This is a genomic window from uncultured Halopseudomonas sp. (assembly GCF_963977355.1).
Classification (GTDB): Bacteria; Pseudomonadota; Gammaproteobacteria; order Pseudomonadales; family Pseudomonadaceae; genus Halopseudomonas.
Map to the genome: position 1 here is coordinate 1 of NZ_CAXBOV010000019.1, position 19,188 is coordinate 19,188.

15 protein-coding genes are annotated in these 19,188 nt (G+C 55.1%); 8 read left to right on the top strand and 7 right to left on the bottom strand.

The window, feature by feature from the left end:
* Positions 1-316 (bottom strand): transcriptional activator RfaH (locus AAC076_RS11620; RefSeq protein WP_339845785.1); only part of this gene is annotated, 316 nt, incomplete at its 3' end.
* Positions 317-503: 187 nt separating this feature from the next.
* Positions 504-1,982 carry an MBL fold metallo-hydrolase gene (locus AAC076_RS11625; protein WP_339845788.1) on the bottom strand — a complete coding sequence of 493 codons (1,479 nt, stop codon included), beginning with the start codon at positions 1,980-1,982 and terminating at the stop codon, positions 504-506.
* Positions 1,983-2,186: 204 nt separating this feature from the next.
* Here AAC076_RS11625 and AAC076_RS11630 point away from each other — a divergent pair, with 204 nt between their 5' ends.
* The 6 genes from AAC076_RS11630 (at position 2,187) to AAC076_RS11655 (ending at position 7,656) form a co-directional block, all read left to right on the top strand.
* Positions 2,187-2,459: a hypothetical protein gene (locus AAC076_RS11630; RefSeq protein ID WP_339845790.1), complete on the top strand. Its 273-nt coding sequence runs from the start codon at positions 2,187-2,189 to the stop codon at positions 2,457-2,459.
* A 92-nt stretch (positions 2,460-2,551) separates the two neighbouring features.
* A complete protein-coding gene (locus AAC076_RS11635) occupies positions 2,552-3,667 on the top strand; it encodes a polysaccharide biosynthesis/export family protein (protein ID WP_339845792.1) in 1,116 nt (371 codons plus the stop codon).
* 19 nt (positions 3,668-3,686) lie between these two features.
* Positions 3,687-4,343, top strand: coding sequence for a YjbF family lipoprotein (locus AAC076_RS11640; RefSeq protein WP_339845793.1), 657 nt, complete (start codon positions 3,687-3,689; stop codon positions 4,341-4,343).
* A complete protein-coding gene (locus tag AAC076_RS11645; RefSeq protein ID WP_339845794.1) occupies positions 4,340-5,134 on the top strand; it encodes a capsule biosynthesis GfcC family protein in 795 nt (264 codons plus the stop codon). Before AAC076_RS11640 ends, AAC076_RS11645 begins: the two co-directional genes overlap by 4 nt.
* Positions 5,127-7,250 carry a YjbH domain-containing protein gene (locus AAC076_RS11650; protein WP_339845796.1) on the top strand — a complete coding sequence of 708 codons (2,124 nt, stop codon included), beginning with the start codon at positions 5,127-5,129 and terminating at the stop codon, positions 7,248-7,250. The genes AAC076_RS11645 and AAC076_RS11650 overlap by 8 nt, the downstream gene beginning before the upstream one ends.
* A 25-nt stretch (positions 7,251-7,275) precedes the next feature.
* Complete coding sequence (locus AAC076_RS11655; RefSeq protein ID WP_339845799.1) at positions 7,276-7,656, top strand: VanZ family protein; 381 nt, start codon at positions 7,276-7,278, stop codon at positions 7,654-7,656.
* A gap of 131 nt (positions 7,657-7,787) precedes the next feature.
* Here the strand turns inward: AAC076_RS11655 and AAC076_RS11660 are convergent, their stop codons facing one another.
* The 3 genes from AAC076_RS11660 to AAC076_RS11670 form a co-directional block, all read right to left on the bottom strand.
* Positions 7,788-9,110: a DEAD/DEAH box helicase gene (locus AAC076_RS11660; protein ID WP_339845802.1), complete on the bottom strand. Its 1,323-nt coding sequence runs from the start codon at positions 9,108-9,110 to the stop codon at positions 7,788-7,790.
* A gap of 233 nt (positions 9,111-9,343) precedes the next feature.
* Positions 9,344-10,708, bottom strand: a complete 1,365-nt coding sequence (locus AAC076_RS11665) for a DUF1329 domain-containing protein (protein WP_339845935.1) — start codon at positions 10,706-10,708, stop codon at positions 9,344-9,346.
* A gap of 34 nt (positions 10,709-10,742) precedes the next feature.
* On the bottom strand, positions 10,743-12,554 hold the full coding sequence (locus tag AAC076_RS11670) for a DUF1302 domain-containing protein (protein ID WP_339845804.1): 1,812 nt from the start codon (positions 12,552-12,554) through the stop codon (positions 10,743-10,745).
* Positions 12,555-12,828: 274 nt separating this feature from the next.
* On the opposite strand from AAC076_RS11670, the gene AAC076_RS11675 reads away from it, so the two are divergent.
* On the top strand, positions 12,829-13,878 hold the full coding sequence (locus AAC076_RS11675) for a helix-turn-helix domain-containing protein (RefSeq protein WP_339845807.1): 1,050 nt from the start codon (positions 12,829-12,831) through the stop codon (positions 13,876-13,878).
* Between the two features lie 447 nt (positions 13,879-14,325).
* On the opposite strand, the gene AAC076_RS11680 is transcribed toward AAC076_RS11675, so the two are convergent.
* Complete coding sequence (locus tag AAC076_RS11680) at positions 14,326-15,690, bottom strand: DUF1329 domain-containing protein (protein WP_339845938.1); 1,365 nt, start codon at positions 15,688-15,690, stop codon at positions 14,326-14,328.
* Between the two features lie 33 nt (positions 15,691-15,723).
* A complete protein-coding gene (locus AAC076_RS11685) occupies positions 15,724-17,634 on the bottom strand; it encodes a DUF1302 domain-containing protein (protein WP_339845809.1) in 1,911 nt (636 codons plus the stop codon).
* A 488-nt stretch (positions 17,635-18,122) separates the two neighbouring features.
* On the opposite strand from AAC076_RS11685, the gene AAC076_RS11690 reads away from it, so the two are divergent.
* Positions 18,123-19,175, top strand: coding sequence for an AraC family transcriptional regulator ligand-binding domain-containing protein (locus AAC076_RS11690; RefSeq protein WP_339845811.1), 1,053 nt, complete (start codon positions 18,123-18,125; stop codon positions 19,173-19,175).
* Positions 19,176-19,188: the final 13 nt, after the last annotated feature.

Here is a 19,188-nt window from a genome sequence, read left to right on the forward strand (position 1 = left end):
GGGTCTTGATGGCATTGATTATTTGCGGTGACACCGCGGTAGGTTGGTGATCAAAGCCCACCAGACGCAGAACGCCCCTGGTAGAGCGAATCGAATACCAGTTGTCTGACAAATAATTGAGATGAATAAACAGGTAGCCCGGAAACAGCGACTCCTCCAGGCGCACACGCTTTCCGTGGCGTAAACGTTCAACCTGATGCACAGGCCGGTAGCAGATAAACCCCTGGTTCCTGAGGTTCAACTCAGCCCTCTCGTCCTGCCGAGCCTTGCACTGAATAAGGTACCACTGGGAAACTTGACGTTTGAGAGCTGGCATCCTGTCCTGCTTGCCGCAGGCGCGGCGCTGGTAAGTGAAAAAAGAATGGAGGCGAATCTTTCCTGAAACAATCATCCAAGCTGAGCAATATTAAGGTGCCACCTGTGACACTTACAAGTCTTGACACATTATTGAGAACCTATACCACTCAAATGAGTTCCGTTAAAACTGCTCTTTGACGAACATTTCATTTGCGCGGGACAATCACTGCAATTGTCTTGCCAGCTTTGACTGCCTGTTCTTCAAGCAAACCGGCCAAGGTCGCCTTGGCCTCATCATCACCGTGCACCAGGCGCACCTCCTGTGGCCAGTGGCGCATGCCGGTAACAAAGCCGACCAACCCTGCCTGGTCCGCGTGGGCTGAATAGCCACCCAGTGTATGAATACCCGACTTGACCTCATATCGATCGCCATCCAGGTCAACGTAGCCGCCCTGCGGGCCGTATTGCTGAAGCTGGGCCCCAGGCGTACCGCGTGCCTGATAACCAACAAAAACAACATTATGCCGGGGGTCGCCCAGCATGGCCTTGAGGTAATTGATGACGCGACCGGCGGTACACATGCCGCTGCCAGTAATCACGATGGCGGGTTGGCGGGTCTGAGCAAGGCGATTAACCATGGCCGTATGTTGTGCGTGGGTTTCAACCGTTAGTAGTTGCTCAAAGCCCAGGGGGCGGCGGCCCCTGGTAACGCGCTTCAGGGCTTCGGCATCCCACCAGGGCTTGAGTTGACGGTACAAAGCAGTGAAGCGAGTGGCCAGGGGTGCGTCCAGGATGATGGGGATTTTCTGCCAGGGATTGATGGACGGAGTCCGTGCATTCTGATTCCCGACGGGGCCGTCGGTCCCACCAGATCGAGGGCTGCCCGTGGCCCTGGTTATGATGTCTTCCAGTTCGTAGAGCAGTTCCTGAGTGCGGCCTATGCTGAACGCCGGGATGATGACGGTACCGCCATCTTGCAAAGCGTGCTCTATGACCTTCTGAAAACGCACCCGGCGAGTGCGACGGTTTTCGTGGAGACGATTGCCGTAGGTGCTTTCAAGCACAACCACGTCTGCTTTGTAGGGTGGCTTGGGCGCAGGGAGCATTGGGGCATGGGGTGCGCCCAGGTCGCCGGAGAATACTATTCGCCGAGTACGCTGCTCCTGAGGGTAGAGCACCTCGCATTCCACGTAGGCGGAGCCAAGGATGTGACCGGCACGCTGAAAGCGGATACGACAAACCAGATCCTTGCGCTCGATCAGCGTGACCCAGGTTTTGTAGGCATGCCCGTGCAGGCGCGGGGCTACCAGGTCAATAAACTTGGCAGCCAGCCGCTTGTCCCGCTTGACCCCAACCAGAAAGGCATCCTCCAACACGGTGGGCATGAGCAACGCGGAGGGCTCGGTGCAATGGATATCGCCCTTGTATCCGGCTGCGAGCAACCACGGGATACGGCCAATGTGATCTATGTGCACGTGCGTGGCGACCATCGCCCTGACACTGTCAAGCGCGAATTCGAGGGCCAGATTGTTCGCGTTGGCGCCCTTGCCTGAGCCCTCCCCGCCCTGGAAGAGCCCGCAGTCGATCAGCAGACTGTCTTGTGCGGTCAACCAAAGCTGATGACAGGAGCCCGTGACGCCCTGCACTGCTCCATGGTGTTCTATATGGGGATATTGCTTGTTCATTCGCACTCCTTTGCAATTTAACTTGCTTTTTGCTCACTAATTACTTTTACTTGAGCGCATACTAATCAGATCAGTCAGCTGACGACGTGATCGAATACTCATTTTTTAGCTTGCTCTTTCAAGCAACGTTTTGCCTGCAGGGTTTCCATTAAGGGATATCTGCGTATAATCATTTATGAATTTGCAAATTCGGGAGATTTAATTATGAAAAAACAGGTTTTCGCATTGGTCGCTAGCGGCCTTCTGCTGGCCTCAGGCGCTGTACTGGCTCAAGATCCACCAACAACACCAACTAACCCACCAGCTACAGCTGCAGGTACCGGCACTGGTGCTGGAGCTGGAGCTGCTGGCGCAGCAGGTGGTTTATCAGCCACCACGCTAGTTATTGGTACTGCCATAGTTGGCGGAGCAGCAGCTGCGGCTTCCGATAGCGGCGGCACTTCTGGTACTACTGGTACTACCGGCACAACTCCGTAAGGGTTTGTTTGCAGGTAGACAAGCCACCTGAAACCTTGTTTTAGGTGGCTTTTTTATGTTCGATTCCAAATTTCCAATAAAGACTCCATACGATGACCAGATTCCCGCAAATCGCTTTGGGCGCCTCAGTTCTTCTTCTGCAGGCGTGCATGTTCTCTCCCGGCATGCACATGGACACGGACCGTTTGATCAGCGACGACTCTGCTGAAGAAAGCATGGTCGAGATGGTGCAGATCACTCCCAAATTGATCGCTCAGGATCAAGCCAGCGCTGCGGAAAGAACCATGATTCCGCCAGAACTGCTCGCCTACGAGCCGGAAAACTACCGCATCGGACCGAACGATGCGCTCTTTATCACCGTATGGGATCACCCCGAACTGACAACTCCCGGCGGCCCCCAGCAGACCGATGCAGCCAACGCGCGTGTTGTTCGAGATGACGGCACGCTGTTTTATCCATTTGTGGGTAACGTGGAAGTAGCTGGGCTGACCCTTGAAGAGCTGCGCGAGATCATAACCAAGCGTCTGGCCCGCTACATTGAACAACCCCAGGTTGATGTAAACGTACTGGAGTACAACAGCCAGAAAATCATAGTCAGTGGCGCCTTTGAAAATGCGGGTTTCCTGCCTGTGGACTCACGCCAGTTAACGCTGCTTCAAGCGGTAGGCATGGCCGGCATCGACCAGCAACGGGCCGATCTTTCCAATCTTTTACTGATTCGCGATGGCGTGACTTACAACCTGGACTATGACCGACTGAGCAGCAACGATAGCCGCATCGGGCAGATCTACCTGCGCGCAGGTGACAAGCTGCACCTGGGTCTTAACGATGCCCGCAAGGTATTTGTGATGGGCGAAGTACGCATACCCGAGTCCATCCCCTACCGTACCAGCCGCATGACCCTGACCGAAGTGCTGGGTACTGTTGGCGGACCCCTGCCTACATCCGCCAGCGGCAAGGATGTCTACGTGATTCGGGGTGTCGAGAATCTGGCCACCGAAAAAGCAACTGTTTTCCAGCTTAACGCCGCATCACCTTCGGCCTTTATTCTGGCTAACAAGTTCGAAATGCAGCCACAGGATGTGGTATTCGTGGGCGCCGCGAACATTACACGTTGGAACCGCTTTATCAGCCAATTGTTCCCATCAGCCAATATCCTGCGTACGTCAGTGCTGATCAACGAAGACATCGGCAACAACGGCAACTAATCAAGGGAATGACCGCGTAGTGAATAACCTGTCCCGCCTGGGCGCCTGTTGCCTGGCTGCTTTACTGCTGCCAGGCTGCAACTCGCTGATGAACGACTCCTACCAGACAATCAAGCTGGCGATCAGCGGCCCTGAGCCACTGGTCACCGCCGAGTACGTCAACACCCTTGGCAGGCCTGGGTTGGTGGTTCGCCTGGCGCAGTCCGAGGCGCTGCTAGTACGTGCAGCCGAAAACCGCGGTGTTGCCGAATGGCATGGGTTGGAACAGATGCTGGTGACTCACAACGGCCGCGTGGTTCAGGGAGCTGGCCTGCCTGACGCCAGTGACCTTGTTGCCCCGCTCACAGCCAACGATCCCTTTAGTAATGATTTGCGTCAGATTGGGCTTACTGAAGTGGTACGGCTAGTGGATTTTCCTGAACGATTTCTTACCGGCATTCCGCAAATTTCAACTTATGAGCTTGGGCCTCTGGAAGGCGTCGAGGTAATGGGCGCAGAGTTGCAACTGCAACGCCTTGACGAATATGTTTCCATGCCAGCCATCGGCTTTTCTGCGACCAATTTTTACTGGTTTGAGCCTGCCACCGGCAGGGTAGTAGCCAGCCGCCAGCATCTTGCCCCGGGGCTACCCCCCATGCGTCTGATTGAAGTGCGGCCTGTGGGGTTTGAAGAATGAAGTGCCTTTTATCGAGTCTTGCCGGCGCGGTACTTGCTGGCCTCATGTGCAGCCAGGCGGTAGGCCAGCCTGAGTCTGACAATCTTGTTGTGCATATTGACGGCCAGGTACTTAACCCCGGCAGCTTTGCCTTCGCGCCAAGCGCCCGACTCAGCCAGGCAGCCGCCACCGGTCAGGTCAGCTCCAGTGCCTGGTTTCTGGGTGCAGCATTGCTGCGTGAAAGCGCTATCGAACCGCAGGTTCGACTGAAGGCTGGGGTTATTTTCGAGCTTGAGGTCAATGCGGTGCATGCAAAAGCCACGGGCAACACGGCATTGCTGGAGCTGGCTCAGCGCCTGCATGCGCTCGTCGCACCCTTTCCGATCACCGGCAGGGTGGTGGCCGAGATGAATCCTCTCAAACAACTGCTGCTGCCCAACAACGAGCTGCTGGAAAACGGTGACCGCCTCTTGTATCCCCTGCGAACTGATCAAGTGCGGGTTGTAGGAGCCGTTGAAAAGAACTGCATTCTGCCCTATGTGCCGGGCATGCAGCCTGTCGAATACCTCGAGAGCTGTCCCAGGCACGTCATGTCTGACCCCAGCAATGTCTATCTGGTGCAGCCCAATGGAACAGTAAACCTGGCGCCTGTTGCCGCCTGGAATCTGCGCCCTGCCAATGTGGCTACCGGCGCCATTATCTATGTACCCTTGCGCAGGAAAATGTTATCCCCAGAGGCCACCGGGCTGAATGAAGATATGGCTGCGCTACTGGCGACCCAATACCAGCTCGGGGGGCGCTTTGATGAGTAAAGCTACCCTCTCTCAGCTGGCCTTGACCCTTGCGATCACTGGACTGGCCTTGCCCGGCCTTGCTATTGCAGACCGCTATAGCACCTCTCAACATGACTTTGGTGGCGTAGGTTTGCTGCAGACGCCTACGGCGCGAATGGCGCCCACCGGTGAGTTCAGCTTCAACGCAATCAGGGTAGCGCCCTACAGCCGCTACAGCATCTCGGTCCAGCCTGTTGACTGGGTTGAAGGTACTATTCGTTACAGCACGATTACCAACCGGGACTACGGCCCGGAAGCATTCAGTGGCGATCAGAGCTTCAAAGACAAGGGCGTCGACCTCAAGGTCCGTCTCTGGCAGGAAAATTACTGGTTGCCGCAAGTCGCGCTGGGCTTTCGAGATCTCGGGGGTACAGGCCTGTTCTCGAGCGAATACCTGGTTGCTAACAAGCGCTTCCATGATCTGGACCTGAGTCTTGGCGTGGCGTGGGGTTACATTGGCAATCGGGGAGACATGGATAATCCATTGGGATTGATTGCCGACCGGTTTGATGATCGTGGCGAAGTGACCGCTAACGTTGAACAGGCCGGCCAAGTCAGCACCAACAAGTATTTTCGAGGGCCAATCGGCTTTTTCGGCGGCGTTGAGTACCAAACACCCTGGGAACCCCTCAAGCTCAAACTCGAGTTCGAGGGCAATGACTACAAGTCAGAGCCGCTACTTAACAACCAAACCCAGGATTCGCCTATCAACATAGGCGCAGTTTACAAGTTCAGCGACACTATCTCCTTTAGCGCGGGCTGGGAGCGCGGCAATACCGCCATGTTCGGTATTACTCTGCGTACCAATTTGACGGATGCTTTACCTCCGAAAGTGCTGGATCCCGAGTTGGAGCCGCGCAAGGCACTCCCCGCCGGTGTAAGTGCTAAAACTGTGGATTGGACAAACGTAAGCGAGCGCCTGCGTGATAACGCTGGTTTCGCGGTGGAGTCCATCGAGCGCAAGGACCGTGAGCTGATTATTACTGGCGAACAGACAGTCTTTCGCAACGAAGCCAAAGGCGTGGCCCGTGCCAGCCGCATCCTCGATAACAGCACCGACGAAGGCACCTATGACTGGTACACACTGGTCAACAAGCCACGCGGCATGGCGGTTACCGAAACCAGTATCGATGCCAGCAAGCTGCGCGATCTGGAGCAGAACCGTATCGACATGGCTGAAATGCGCCGGTCCGTGGTCAGTGCCACGCCCAGTGTTCTGGATACCGAGGTGCTGCATACCGAGCCTCTGGACAAATTTACGTATGGGCTGTCGCTAGGTTACAACCAGAACGTGGGTGGCCCGGATGGTTTCATTCTTTATCAGTTCCTGGCGCGGGCGACCAGTCAGTACCGTTTCAACCGTAACGCCTGGGTCAATGCCAGCGTGGCTGCCAACTTGCTGGATAACTTTGACAAGTTCCGCTTTGATGCGCCGAGCCAGTTGCCGAGGGTACGAACCAATATTCGTGAATACCTGACCAGTTCGGATGTGGTGCTCGAGAACCTGCAATATACCCAGACCAAGCGCGTGGACCGTGACTGGTATGCGATGGGTTATGGCGGCATGCTGGAGAGCATGTTTGGAGGCGTGGGTGGTGAAGTGCTGTTCCGTCCGCATAACCAGAACTGGGCAGTGGGCGTGGATATGAACTGGGTACGTCAACGCGGATTCAAGCAGGATCTCAGCTTCCGTGATTACTCGACCCTGACCGGTCACGCCACCGGCTACCTGCAAACCAGCTTCTATGATGTACTGGCCAAGGGCAGTGTGGGGCGTTATCTGGCAGGCGATTATGGTGCCACGCTGGACCTGTCCCGTCGCTTCAAGAATGGTATTACCGTCGGGGCCTGGGTAACCCGGACGAACGTATCTGCTGAGGAGTTTGGTGAAGGTAGCTTCGACAAGGCTGTGTACTTTACCTTCCCGTTCGATGCGTTCTTCGCCCGGTCAACCACTTCCACTGGCACCATCGCCTGGAACCCGCTGACCCGTGATGGTGGTGCACGCCTGGCACGCCGCTACCAGCTTTACGATATTACCAAGGCCGCTGACATGAGCCATTTCAACGATGGCTTCAGCAGCTTAAGGGAATAACCGTGCACTTATGTGGGTAATGCTGATGCGACAATGGGCGCGGTACCGCACGGTGTTCAAGGTCTTGTTTTTTGCCGTGCTCGGGTTAGGTCTCTACCTGGGCATGAGCCCCACTCCTCCCCCGGTAACGGCCAGTTGGCAGGCCTATTTCTACCATTCCGGGGGACTGTTTGCCTGCACTATCCTGAACTTCCTGGCCTTCCCCAGGTGGTATTGGTGGGTGCGCGGACTACTGATGTTTATGGTAGGGGTGGCCGTGGAGTACGTGCAGAGCTTTCACCCGACGCGGTCTGCTGATCTTAACGACATTTATGCCAATACCGCTGGTGTGCTGGTGGGATTGGTGTTGGTTGGGTTGTTTCAGTGGTGGCGCAGACGCAATGGATTCCCGCGTTCGCGGGAATGACAGGGGAGTCAATACGTCATCCTCGCGAATGCGGGGATCCAAGCGGTCTATAAGAAAAACACTACCTCCAGACCCCAGGACCAGCGCCTGGCTGTCAGACCGGTTGCCCTCTCATATCCCACCCAACACGTTCAGCTGCGCTTCTTCGGCGGTGCCAGCCCGTCTGATGTGGTCACTACTTGGCCCTGGGGCGCGGCGGGCTTGCGTTTGGCGGCAGGCTTACCGGTCTTGGGGCGTTTCTTGCCGTCTTTTTTCTTGTCGTCTTTCTTTTTCTTGCTGCCTACCGGCTTGCCGGAGGCTTTGGTTTTCTTCGGGCCTTTGTAGCTGCCGACCAATTCCTTGATCGTGCGACGCTCAAACTGCCTGCGCAGGTAGCGCTCGATGCTGCACATCAGGTTCCATTCGTGGGGCGCCACGAGGGAAATGGCAATCCCTTCCGCCCCTGCCCTACCCGTGCGGCCAATACGATGCAGGTAATCATCGCCACTGCGCGGCATGTCGAAGTTGATCACCAGGTCGAGCTCGTCGATGTCCAGGCCGCGGGCGGCAACGTCGGTGGCGACCAGTACGCCAACATGACCCTGCTTGAGGCGCTCTATGGCCAGCTTACGGTCTTTCTGGTCTTTCTCCCCATGCAGCACATATACCCGCATATCCATGGCCCTGAGCACGCCGTTGAGGCGGTCAGCCATGACACGGGTATTGGTAAAGACGATGGCCTTGCCGGGGCTTTCGTTAGTCAGTATCCACTTGAGCAGCGCTTCCTTGTGGCCCTGATCGTCGGCGGCGATGACTTGCTGGGTAATCGCCGGCGTGTCATCGCGTACGGTGTTGAGCTGCAACAGGCGCGGGGTACGCTGGACTTCTTCGACTACGCGCCGGAGTGCGGCACTGCCCTTGGTGGCCGAGAACAGCAGGGTCTGGCGCTCTGGCGGGCAGGCATTGGCGAGCTTCATGACGTCTTCGGTAAAGCCCATGTCGAGCATACGGTCAGCTTCGTCGAGGACCAGGACCTGAATGTCGGATAAAATCAGGCTACCGGCGGCCAGATGTTCGAGGGCGCGGCCTGGGGTAGCAATGATGATATCGGGGTTCTTGCGCATCTTGGCAGCCTGGACCTTGAAGTCCTCGCCGCCAGTAATGAGCTCGGCCTTGATAAAGGTGAACTTGGCAAACTTCTGCACCTCACTGATGATCTGCCGGGCAAGCTCACGGGTGGGCAGGAGGATCAAGGCGCGAGGCGCCATGGCCTGGCTATCGTCGGTCATCAGGCGCTGCAGGAGAGGCACTACAAATGCCGCTGTCTTGCCGCTGCCGGTCTGGGCAATCACATGCAGGTCATCGCCGGCAATCGCGGGCGGGATCGCTGCCTGTTGAACCTCGGTGGGTGTGTCGAATGACAGTTCTTCAAGGCCTTTGAGCAGACGTTCGTGCAGGGCAAATTCGCTAAACAAGGGTGCTTCCCTCTGGGACGGCGGTGATCGGGTTTGATGGCGGGTAGTGTAACACTGTGCTGCCAAAGTCACCGTCATCCTCGCGCACGCGGGATCCATTCGGGTTCAAAAAGCGCTTTCCAGCACGATGTAAATGGGGCCCGATCTGCGAGAACGACGAATACCAGACAAAAAAAGGGACATCCGAGGATGTCCCTTAAATACCAAACGTACTACTTGAGCAGCTTTACACCTTAACGAATACCCGAGGAGCGCAGGGCTGCCGGAGTAAACTGGTTGTAGCTTGGCTCGAAGTCAAACTGCGGTGCAGAGACTTCTTCGGTGTACATGCCCAGGGCGATGTAACGACCAGCCAGAAGGTCATACAGGGTCTCGATTGAGTAACCTGGGATCTTCTCGTTGTAGTTGAAGGCGATGTGACCTTCACCTACTCGCCACAGGGTGCCACGACCGTCATAGTGATCAGCCAGGTTGATCATCCACGAATCTTCGTCCATGAAGAAGTTACGCTGGGCGTAAATGTGGCGCTGACCGGCTTTCACGTTGCCCTGCACTTCCCACACGCGGTGAAGCTCGAAGCGGGTGTGCTCGGGATTGATGTGGCCTGCTTTCAGCACGTCGTCATAGGTCACTTCGCGCTGAGTCATCTTGTAGCTGTTGTACGGTACGTAGATTTCCTTCTTGCCAATCATCTTCCAGTCATAGCGGTCTGGTGCACCGTTATACATGGCGAAGTTGTCAGAAGTACGCATACCGTCAGAAGCGGTACCTGGACCGTCATACGCTACCTGTGGTGCGCGACGTACGCGACGCTGGCCAGCGTTGTAAACCCACGCCATGCGTGGCTCTTTCAACTGATCCAGGGTGTCGTGTACCAGCAGTACGTTACCCGCCAGACGTGAAGGCGCATTTACACGCTGCTTGAAGAACAGCAGGGTGTTAGGAATTGACGACTCATCGACGTCATCCATCAACTGCGGGTAACCCACTTCCTCTTCAAGCTTGATGAGGGTGTAGGAACCGTTGGTCTGAGGCATGGCTTGCATGTACCAGCGCTTGATGTTCACACGGTAGCGAGTGTTGTGGTTCCAGACGACTTCAGCACCCGATTTTGGAATCGGGAAGGCAAAGGTGCCGTGGGAGAAGTTGTCGAGACCATCACCACCGTTAACCAGCTTGGCCTGACCGGCAGTCTGCTTGACCTGGTCATAGACAGCTTGCTTGTAACCTACAGAGCGGTGTGTTTCGTACACCGGGATCTGGAAGGTTTCAGGATAACGCTCGAACATCGCGATATGCCCTGGGGTCAGGTTCTCGCTGTACTGCTGATAGTTCTGCGCAGTAATGATGAACTGAGGCTGCTCGTTGGCGTACGGATCCGAGGAGAAGTTATCGGCCAGATCCTGACCTGCATCCGGTCCCAGACCACCTGTCCACTCCGGAATAGTACCCGCTGCGTTACCGGCTTTTTCGGCACCGATTGGCGTCAGGTTGTTACCCAACTGATTGATTTCGTCCTGCGTCAGGGTCTGCGCCATAACGCTGGATGCCAGGAGGCTTAAAGCCAGACCGCCGGCACCTAATAGAGTTTTTTGCATACGCATCATTATTTTATCTCTCCAGTTGCCAGTCTTAGAACGTTACGCTGAGGCTTGCCGATACAAAGTCGCGATCGACGTTGGTGTTGTACTTACCATCGAAGAAATCGGTGTAACTCAAGCTGGCGCTGTACTTGTTAGCGTAATCAGCACCTAGGCCAATGCTGATAGCTTTTGCATTTTCAGTGAAGTTAGGGCCGTAACCATCAACATCGTGTGACCAGGTCAGGCTCGGGCTGAGGTTGATACCGGCAAAAACGTTGGAGTAGTTCAACGTTCCACGGAGGCGATAGCCAGAAGACCATTCAGTATAGAAACCATCGTCTTCACACCAGCTAGCTGCGTTAGGCGAACCACCAACTGGAGTACCTTCGTTGGAAGCACACTGACCAGGAGTCAGAGCACCAGCACTATCACCTACCTGTACGGGGCTTTGACCGAAGAGTGAATCACGGCCAAATTTGGTGGTATCACCCAATCCACCGATGTAGTTCACACCAGCTTCACCCACCAGGGCAAGGCGGCTAGCACCTAGCACACGCTCAATGAAGTGAATAGCGGTTACCTGAACCTGATAGAACTCTTTGCGGACGTAGCCCGGGATTTCACTGCCGATCCCACCCAAACCAACGGTCAGACCGCGGTGAGTGTTGTCCTGTGTGGTAGCAGGATTGACAAGCGCTGTACGGCTTTGGTCACCAGTGTTGATCTGCATTGGCATATTCGGACGATAGCTCATCTCACCACTAACAGCGGTACCACCAATGTTGGTTGCGAAGCTAACGCCATACAGGCGGATATCCTCTGGATATTCAAAGAAGTAGCCTGCAGGGCCGAAGTTACCGTCCAAACCCTGGATAGGGTTACCCACGCCTGGCGGCAGACCAGCGATACTGGAGTACAGGGGTGCGCGGCTATGGTAGTTCATACCATAGAAACCAAACTCGGTATCATTCAGGGCTGCGGCATAGTAACGGAAAGCCACACCGAACTGACCACTGTCCTTCGCGTCCTTGTCCTTTTGCGCACGCACGATAGTCAGCGCAGATGGCTGTTGACCTTGTGGGTTATCAACGCCCGCAACAACCAGACGATCGTTACAGCCGGTAGCCAGTGTGTCGGCTCCGAAGAAGGTGCCGCAGTTATCGATTGCGAATGGCGCCCATTTCAGCTGGTAGAACGCTTCCATCGACAGGTTATCTGTCAGGCCCTGGGAGACATAGAGCATCTCAACCGGCAGCAAGCCTTCCTTGATTTCTGCACCAGGACGACGGAAAGCCGCTACGTCAACCGGGTTGATCGAGTTGATCGAGTTCTGGATAAAGGTACTTTCACCCCAGCTCACAACCTGGCGACCTAAACGAACGTTGCCTGGGTTATTACCGATGGTGTAGTTGTGATAGACGAATGCATCAAGAAGAGCAGTGCCTGCGCCTTTCACCAATGGTGGACGGCCATCATCATCAACATCGTAGAAACGCTGGCTGCCGTCTTTGATCTCGGCGTCGTACCAGTACTTACCACGGAAGAACGCACCGGAGTCACCGTAGCTCAGCTCGAGGTCATGAACGCCGCGGAAGATCTTGGAAAAGACGTCTCCGGCTTCATAGTTCTGACGACCATCGTCAGTTGTCCTGGCTGCTGCTTCGCCACCGTTGGCAACACCGATGAAGCGCTTGTCAGCACTCTGGGTTGACATACTGGCGCCAATGGAAAGCTGGGAGTCAAACTGCGCCTGGACATCACCAATGTTGAAAGCTACTGCACCTGCTGAACCCGAGAAGCTGGCCAGACCGATTGCCAAAGGCAACGCTGCGAGCGACCAAGCATGCATTTTTTTTGTCATTGTGCTGCTCCGTTAGATTGAATCATGGATACCAGCAAGCCCGGAGGCGTCTGGCATCGGACATAAGTCTGTCACGGAGAATGAATTTGATTTGTCCGAAAAGGACTAATTTTTGGCCCCAGAGGGACATTCACTTGATGAATGTCCTCTCTAAATCACCTGCAATTATCTGTTCCATTGTTTTGCATAATAAGCTGTTTTGGCATATGTTGACCCAAGAAAGACCCAATGTGAGACAAAAAATACAAGAATAAAGAACAAGAGACTCCTCAGCATGAACCAGAATCTCCATCCGCTACCGTGCGCACGGTTGCAAGAACGGGCTTTTTGGGCTCAAGGCATAGGCCAGACCCTTGCTAATGAATATGGCAAATCCATAGCTGACTTGCCGGACGACTTGCAGCAGTATCTCGAGCCGACAGATCTCAGCGCGGTGCAAATCAGTCAAACGGATATGAATCGCCTATGGCACGCCGCAGCCGAACTGGCCAAGGACGACTGCTTTGGGCTTCAAATGGGGCAGGCATACTGTTCCAACACACTCAAGGTGCTTGGTCTGGCGGCTGTGTCGAGCGCTACAGTGGGCGAGGCCGTGCAGCGTGTTATCCGATTCTTTTCGGTGTTCAGCACCCAGGTCCAGCTTTACTCGGTAGAGGACGACCAGCACGTGACGGTCTACTTCCAACCCAGAGGCACTCCCCATCCAATGCACATGGAAGCTTTACTGTCTCACTGCCAACACATCTGGGAAGCCCTGGAGCCAACCAACAGGCCGATGGTGATTGAGACACGGCTGATTGGCGACCATGAAAAGACCCGTACGACCTGCGAAAGCATCTTTGGCAAACGTATCCGTCCAGGCAGCAAGCGCATCGCAGTGAAGTTCAACAAGCAGACGATGAATATTCCGCTCACGAACGCCGATGCTTTTCTGGCCAAGCGGCTGGATGCAACCCTGGAAGATATGTTGAGCGCCGTGCCCAATGTGGATTTTGCAGAACAGGTCAAACAGCGTATCCGCGTGCTGGTATCAGAACGCGAAGTATCAGAGGACCTGGTAGCCACCCCATTCAATATGAGCCCTAGGCATCTGCGCCGCAAACTCAGTGAGACCCAGACAACATACGAAAAGCTTCTGGATGAAGTGCGCATGGAACTGGCGATTCGTCTGATTCAGGACGGCAAGCTGAACCTCGGGCGTATTGCATTCGAGCTGGGCTTTCTGGACCCCAGCAGCTTTACCCGCGCCTTCCGACGCTGGACCGGCATGAGCCCCACCGCCTTCAGAACCCAGTCGCGCTCGGGTGGCAGTGTTAGTGCTTGAGAATGGGTGGGCGATAAACGAGATGCAGCTGGGTTAAATCATCATTCTCAATCCAGTTGCTCGCGATGGCGGGGCTGGTAGGTATTCGGCAAAAGTAGACAGCCCAACTGAAAGTCCGCTTGGATCCCCGCGTTCGCGGGGATGACGATGTATTTTTAACTCTCGGTGCCTTTACAAGCTTTCGCTGCCATCCCCCTCCTCGTCATTCCCGCAAATGCGGGAATCCATTACTCCACGCCCCGTCATCCTCGCGAACGCGGGGATCCATTGCCCTGCTCCCTGTCATCCTCGCGAACGCGGGGATCCATTGCCCTACTCCCCGTCATCCTCGCGAACGCGGGGATCCATATAGGTTAAAAAACGGTTTTCAGCATTCAGCTTGCAGAAAATACAGACAAAAAAAGGGAGCCTTTCGGCTCCCTTTCTTATTGCCCGAAGGCGACCAGCTTAGCGGATACCCGAGGAGCGCAGGGCTGCCGGGGTAAACTGGTTGTAGCTTGGCTGGAAGTCGTACTGTGGTGCAGAGACTTCTTCGGTGTACATACCAAGAGCGATGTAACGACCAGCCAGCAGGTCGTACAGGGTCTCGATGGAGTAGCCCGGGAGTTTCTCTACGTAGTTGAAGCCCACGTGGCCTTCACCTACGCGCCACAGAGTGCCACGACCGTCATAATGGTCAGCCAGGTTGATCAGCCACGAATCTTCGTCAACGAAGAAGTTACGCTGGGCGTAGATGTGACGCTGACCTGCCTTGACGTTACCCTGAACTTCCCACACGCGGTGCAGCTCGAAGCGGGTGTGTTCGGGGTTGATGTGACCGGCTTTCAGAACGTCGTCATACTTCACTTCGCGCTGAGCCATCTTGTAGCTGTTGTACGGTACGTAGATTTCCTTCTTGCCAATCATCTTCCAGTCATAGCGGTCTGGTGCACCGTTATACATGGCGAAGTTGTCAGAAGTACGCATACCGTCAGAAGCGGTACCTGGACCGTCATACGCTACCTGTGGTGCGCGACGTACGCGACGCTGGCCAGCGTTGTAAACCCACGCCATGCGTGGCTCTTTCAACTGATCCAGGGTGTCGTGTACCAGCAGTACGTTACCCGCCAGACGCGAAGGTGCGTTTACACGCTGCTTGAAGAACAGCAGGGTGTTGGGCATGGTCGACTCGTCCACATCATCCATCAACTGCGGGTAACCCACTTCCTCTTCCAGCTTGATGAGGGTGTAGGAACCGTTGGTCTGTGGCATGGCCTGCATGTACCAGCGCTTGATGTTCACACGGTAACGAGTGTTGTGGTTCCACACGACTTCTGCACCCGACTTTGGAATCGGGAAGGCAAAGGTGCCGTGAGAGAAGTTATCAATACCGTCACCGCCGTTAACCAGCTTGGCCTGGCCCGCTGTGCGCTTGACCTGGTCGTAAACAGACTGTGGATAACCGACTGAACGGTGTGTCTGATAGACCGGCATCTGGAAAGTTTCCGGATAACGCTCGAACAGTGCGATCTGACCAGGGGTCAGGTTTTCGCTGTACTGCTGGTAGTTCTGAGCGGTGATAACGAACTCAGGCTGCTCGCTGGCATAGGGGTTGGACTGAAAGTTGTCACCAACCATGCTGCCCGCATCCGGACCCAGACCACCAGTCCACTCGGGAATGGTGCCTGCAGCGTTACCGGCACGCTCGGCGCCCACTGGAGTCAGGTTGTTACCCAGCTGGTTGATTTCGTCCTGCGTCAGGCTCTGGGCCATAACGCTGGATGCCAGGAGGCTCAAGGCCAAACCACCGGCACCCAACAGAGTTTTTTGCATACGCATCATTATTTTTATCTCCAGTTGCCTGTCTTAGAAATTCACACTAACACTGGCGGATGCGAAGTCGCGATCCACGTTGGTGTTGTATTTGCCATCGAAGAAATCGGTGTAGCTAAGGCTGGCAGTGTACTTGTTGGCGTAATCGAAGTTCAGACCGAAGCTGACTGCCTTGGCGTTTTCAGTGAAGTTCGGGCCGTAACCTTCAACGTCATGCGACCAGGTCAGGCTCGGGCTGACGTTTACGCCGGCAAATACGTTGGAGTAGTCCAACGACGCACGAGCGCGGTAACCCCAGGACCATTCGGTGTAGAAGCCATCGTTCTCACACCAACTTTCCGAGCGCGCTCCACCTGCTTGCTCTACTGCAGTATTTGAAGCGCATGTACCTTCAACACCGGTATCGCCTTCAACATAAGGACTCTGACCGAACAGGGAGTCACGACCAAACTTGGTGGTATCGCCCAATCCGCCAATGTGGTTGACGCCAACCTCACCGACCAGTGAGAGGCGACTTGCACCCATTACACGGTCAATAAAGTGAATGGCTGTAACTTGCGCCTGCCAGAACTCCTTGCGTACGTAACCGGGGATGTAATCGCCAGGATTAACGTTGCCTTCCAGCCCGCGGTGGGTATTGTCACTACCAGGTACAGCAAAGCCACCCGGAACGACGGGGATGCTAGCAGCCAACAAAGCAGTACGGCTCTGGTCGCCTGTGCTGATTTGCATCGGCATGTTCGGACGATAGCTGATTTCACCACCAACTGAAGCTGGACCAACCATAGTCTGGAAGCTCATGCCGTAAAGGCGGATATCTTCCGGGTACTCGAAGAAGTAACCAGCTGGGCCGTTAGCTCCATCGATTCCCTGCACGGGTTGCAAGGTGCCGAAAACGCCAGGTCCAAAGACACCGGAAACAGCATTAGGACCCAATACCCGACCAGCGATGCTGGAATAGAATGGCGTGCGGCTGTGGTAATTCATGGCGTAGAAGCCAAACTCGGAATCATTAAGCTCTGGTGAGAAGTAGCGGAAAGCAACACCGAACTGGCCATCATCGCTAGCTTCTTTATCTTTACTAGCACGTACTATGTAATCCGATACGCCGAGTCCACCCAAAGCACCTGCCTGCAAAGTAGGATCACCCTGTGGGCGATCTGTGCCAGCCACGACCAGACGATCATTACAGCCAGTTGCAAGAGTATCCGAACCGAAGAAGGTACCGCAGTTATCGATTGCGAAAGGTGCCCACTTGAGCTGATAAAACGCTTCCATGGACAGGTTGTCGGTCAGGCCCTGGGAGACATAAAGCATCTCAACGGGAAGCAGACCTTCCTTGATCTCCGCGCCGGGACGACGGAAAGCGGCTACGTCTACTGGGTTGATCGAGTTGATCGAGTTTTGGATGAAGGTACTTTCACCCCAACTAACTACTTGGCGACCCAGACGTACGTTACCGGGATTATTGCCAATCGCGTAGTTGTGATAAACGAAAGCATCGAGAAGCGCCACACCCGCGCCTTTAACTAGCGGTGGACGGCCACTGTCGTCAATGTTGTAAAAATCCTGGCTACCGTCTTTAGTTTCAAAGTCATACCAGTACTTGCCACGGAAGAAAGCACCGGAGTCACCATAAGTGAAGCCCAGGTCGTGCACGCCACGGAAGATCTTGGAGAAAACATCACCCGCGTCGTAGTTCAGGCGACCGTCATCAGAGGTACGGGCTACAGCCTGACCGTTCTCGCCCGGAGTTTGGTAGTGGATGAAACGATCGTCGGCGCTTTGAGTCGACATGCTGGCGCCGATAGAAAGCTGCGAATCGAACTGACCGCGCACTTCACCCATGTTGAAAGTAACTGCGTTAGCTGAACCGGTAAAACTGGCCAAGCCGATTGCCAGTGGCAAGGCCGCGAGCGACCAAGCATGCATTTTTTTTGTCATTGTGCTGCTCCGTTTGGGTACATGAACCTGTGTATCTGAAGACACGTTCAGGACGGGAGCAGTCTGGCATGCACTCCCCGTTGAAGACTTGACTTTGCAGGCCAATTTAATTGACTCTACCGGCCATTCAACGGATGAATCCGAATAAAATTTGTGCTTTCATGCCTTGACATTCAAGGTCTTGGAAAAGAAACCGCTTCACGTGCCATTGGACCCCATGAAATCTGATGGAGCCTTCTATGGCGGGTGTTTCGAAAGGTAACACCTTGTTCAGGGAAACGGGAGTAACTCTTTAAAGCTTCTTATCAGAGGCTAACCCAAACGGGTTAGAAGATGAAAACAGCAATCTGTGAAATCATGCTTGATAGTTCCGCTTGGCGGAATGCAATTTCATGCAGTTGGCAGCTAAAAACTCAAATATATTAATCGGGAAAAGGCAGTTTTGACTGCCAGTTTACCGATTATCTACTACCCACCAGGAACTGAACATGCTGGACGGCTCGAACACGCAGACAAGCGCTAGAACAGGTGAAAGGGCTCTCTGGGTGCCGTTGATTAATCAGGCCCTGCGTCAGTACGAATCTTCCCTTGCCGAATCCAGCGTGGTGCAAAGTCTGTTCGGAGGATTGCCACCCTCTTCCGGCTTTATAGACCAGGCTTCATGCTCTCTGCTGTGGACAGAAGCCGTACAACTGGCCGACGACCCCCTCTTCGGCATGCGTATACACCGACTGTTCAATCCCACCTCCCTGAATGCAATTGCCTTGACCAGCCAGGCGAGCCCAACGCTGGGAAGCGCCCTGAATAATCTGATTCGTTTTTTCCCGATTGCCAGCACTCAAATAAGGTTGGAGACCCGCAAGGGTGAGGATGCCATGCTGCTGGTGTTACGCGCCCAGGGCGAGCCCCATCAGCAGCATGTCGAGGCGCTGATCGGCTATCTATGCCGCTTGCTGCATCAACTGGATCAGGACAACCTGGGATTGCTCAAGGGGGTGGCGCTAATGCGCAGCGATTCCAACGAACTGGAGCAATGTACGCGGCTGCTTGGCTGCCCGGTCAGTGAAAGCACCCAGGGCTGCTATCTGATGCTGGAGGAAACTCTGCTCGCCAAGCCCTTGGCCAGCGCAGATTCGTTCTTGCTACCGCGATTTGTTGAGGCCATGGAGGATCTGCTGGCGAACATGCCGAGCAACGATCTGGTAGAGCAGGTCAAGCGGCGCATTCAGATGTTGCTGGGATCGGGGGACATGTCCGAGGAACGTGTGGCAGTACCGATGAACATCAGTCCGCGGCATTTGCGCCGCAAGCTGAATGCCGAGGGCACCTCGTACGAGCTTCTGGTGGACGAGGTTCGCAAGGAAGGCGCCATCAGAATGATCAGCCAGGGACAACTATCCCTGACCAGCATCGCCTATGAACTCGGCTTTCTTGATCCCAGCAGCTTTACCCGCGCGTTCCGCCGCTGGACCGGAATGAGTCCCACCGCGTTCAGATCAATGCAGCGCGGCGCTGACGCCAGCCAATCCACCGGTAGCTGACAGCGAATTTCAG

What these genes read in the sequence shown, in the direction of transcription:
- AAC076_RS11625 (WP_339845788.1), bottom strand. Translation starts at nt 1,982, where the DNA reads ATGAACAAGCAATATCCCCATATAGAACACCATGGAGCAGTGCAGGGC.
- AAC076_RS11630 (WP_339845790.1), top strand. Translation starts at nt 2,187, where the DNA reads ATGAAAAAACAGGTTTTCGCATTGGTCGCTAGCGGCCTTCTGCTGGCC.
- AAC076_RS11635 (WP_339845792.1), top strand. Translation starts at nt 2,552, where the DNA reads ATGACCAGATTCCCGCAAATCGCTTTGGGCGCCTCAGTTCTTCTTCTG.
- AAC076_RS11645 (WP_339845794.1), top strand. Translation starts at nt 4,340, where the DNA reads ATGAAGTGCCTTTTATCGAGTCTTGCCGGCGCGGTACTTGCTGGCCTC.
- AAC076_RS11650 (WP_339845796.1), top strand. Translation starts at nt 5,127, where the DNA reads ATGAGTAAAGCTACCCTCTCTCAGCTGGCCTTGACCCTTGCGATCACT.
- AAC076_RS11655 (WP_339845799.1), top strand. Translation starts at nt 7,276, where the DNA reads ATGCGACAATGGGCGCGGTACCGCACGGTGTTCAAGGTCTTGTTTTTT.
- AAC076_RS11665 (WP_339845935.1), bottom strand. Translation starts at nt 10,708, where the DNA reads ATGCAAAAAACTCTATTAGGTGCCGGCGGTCTGGCTTTAAGCCTCCTG.
- AAC076_RS11670 (WP_339845804.1), bottom strand. Translation starts at nt 12,554, where the DNA reads ATGACAAAAAAAATGCATGCTTGGTCGCTCGCAGCGTTGCCTTTGGCA.
- AAC076_RS11675 (WP_339845807.1), top strand. Translation starts at nt 12,829, where the DNA reads ATGAACCAGAATCTCCATCCGCTACCGTGCGCACGGTTGCAAGAACGG.
- AAC076_RS11680 (WP_339845938.1), bottom strand. Translation starts at nt 15,690, where the DNA reads ATGCAAAAAACTCTGTTGGGTGCCGGTGGTTTGGCCTTGAGCCTCCTG.
- AAC076_RS11685 (WP_339845809.1), bottom strand. Translation starts at nt 17,634, where the DNA reads ATGACAAAAAAAATGCATGCTTGGTCGCTCGCGGCCTTGCCACTGGCA.
- AAC076_RS11690 (WP_339845811.1), top strand. Translation starts at nt 18,123, where the DNA reads ATGCTGGACGGCTCGAACACGCAGACAAGCGCTAGAACAGGTGAAAGG.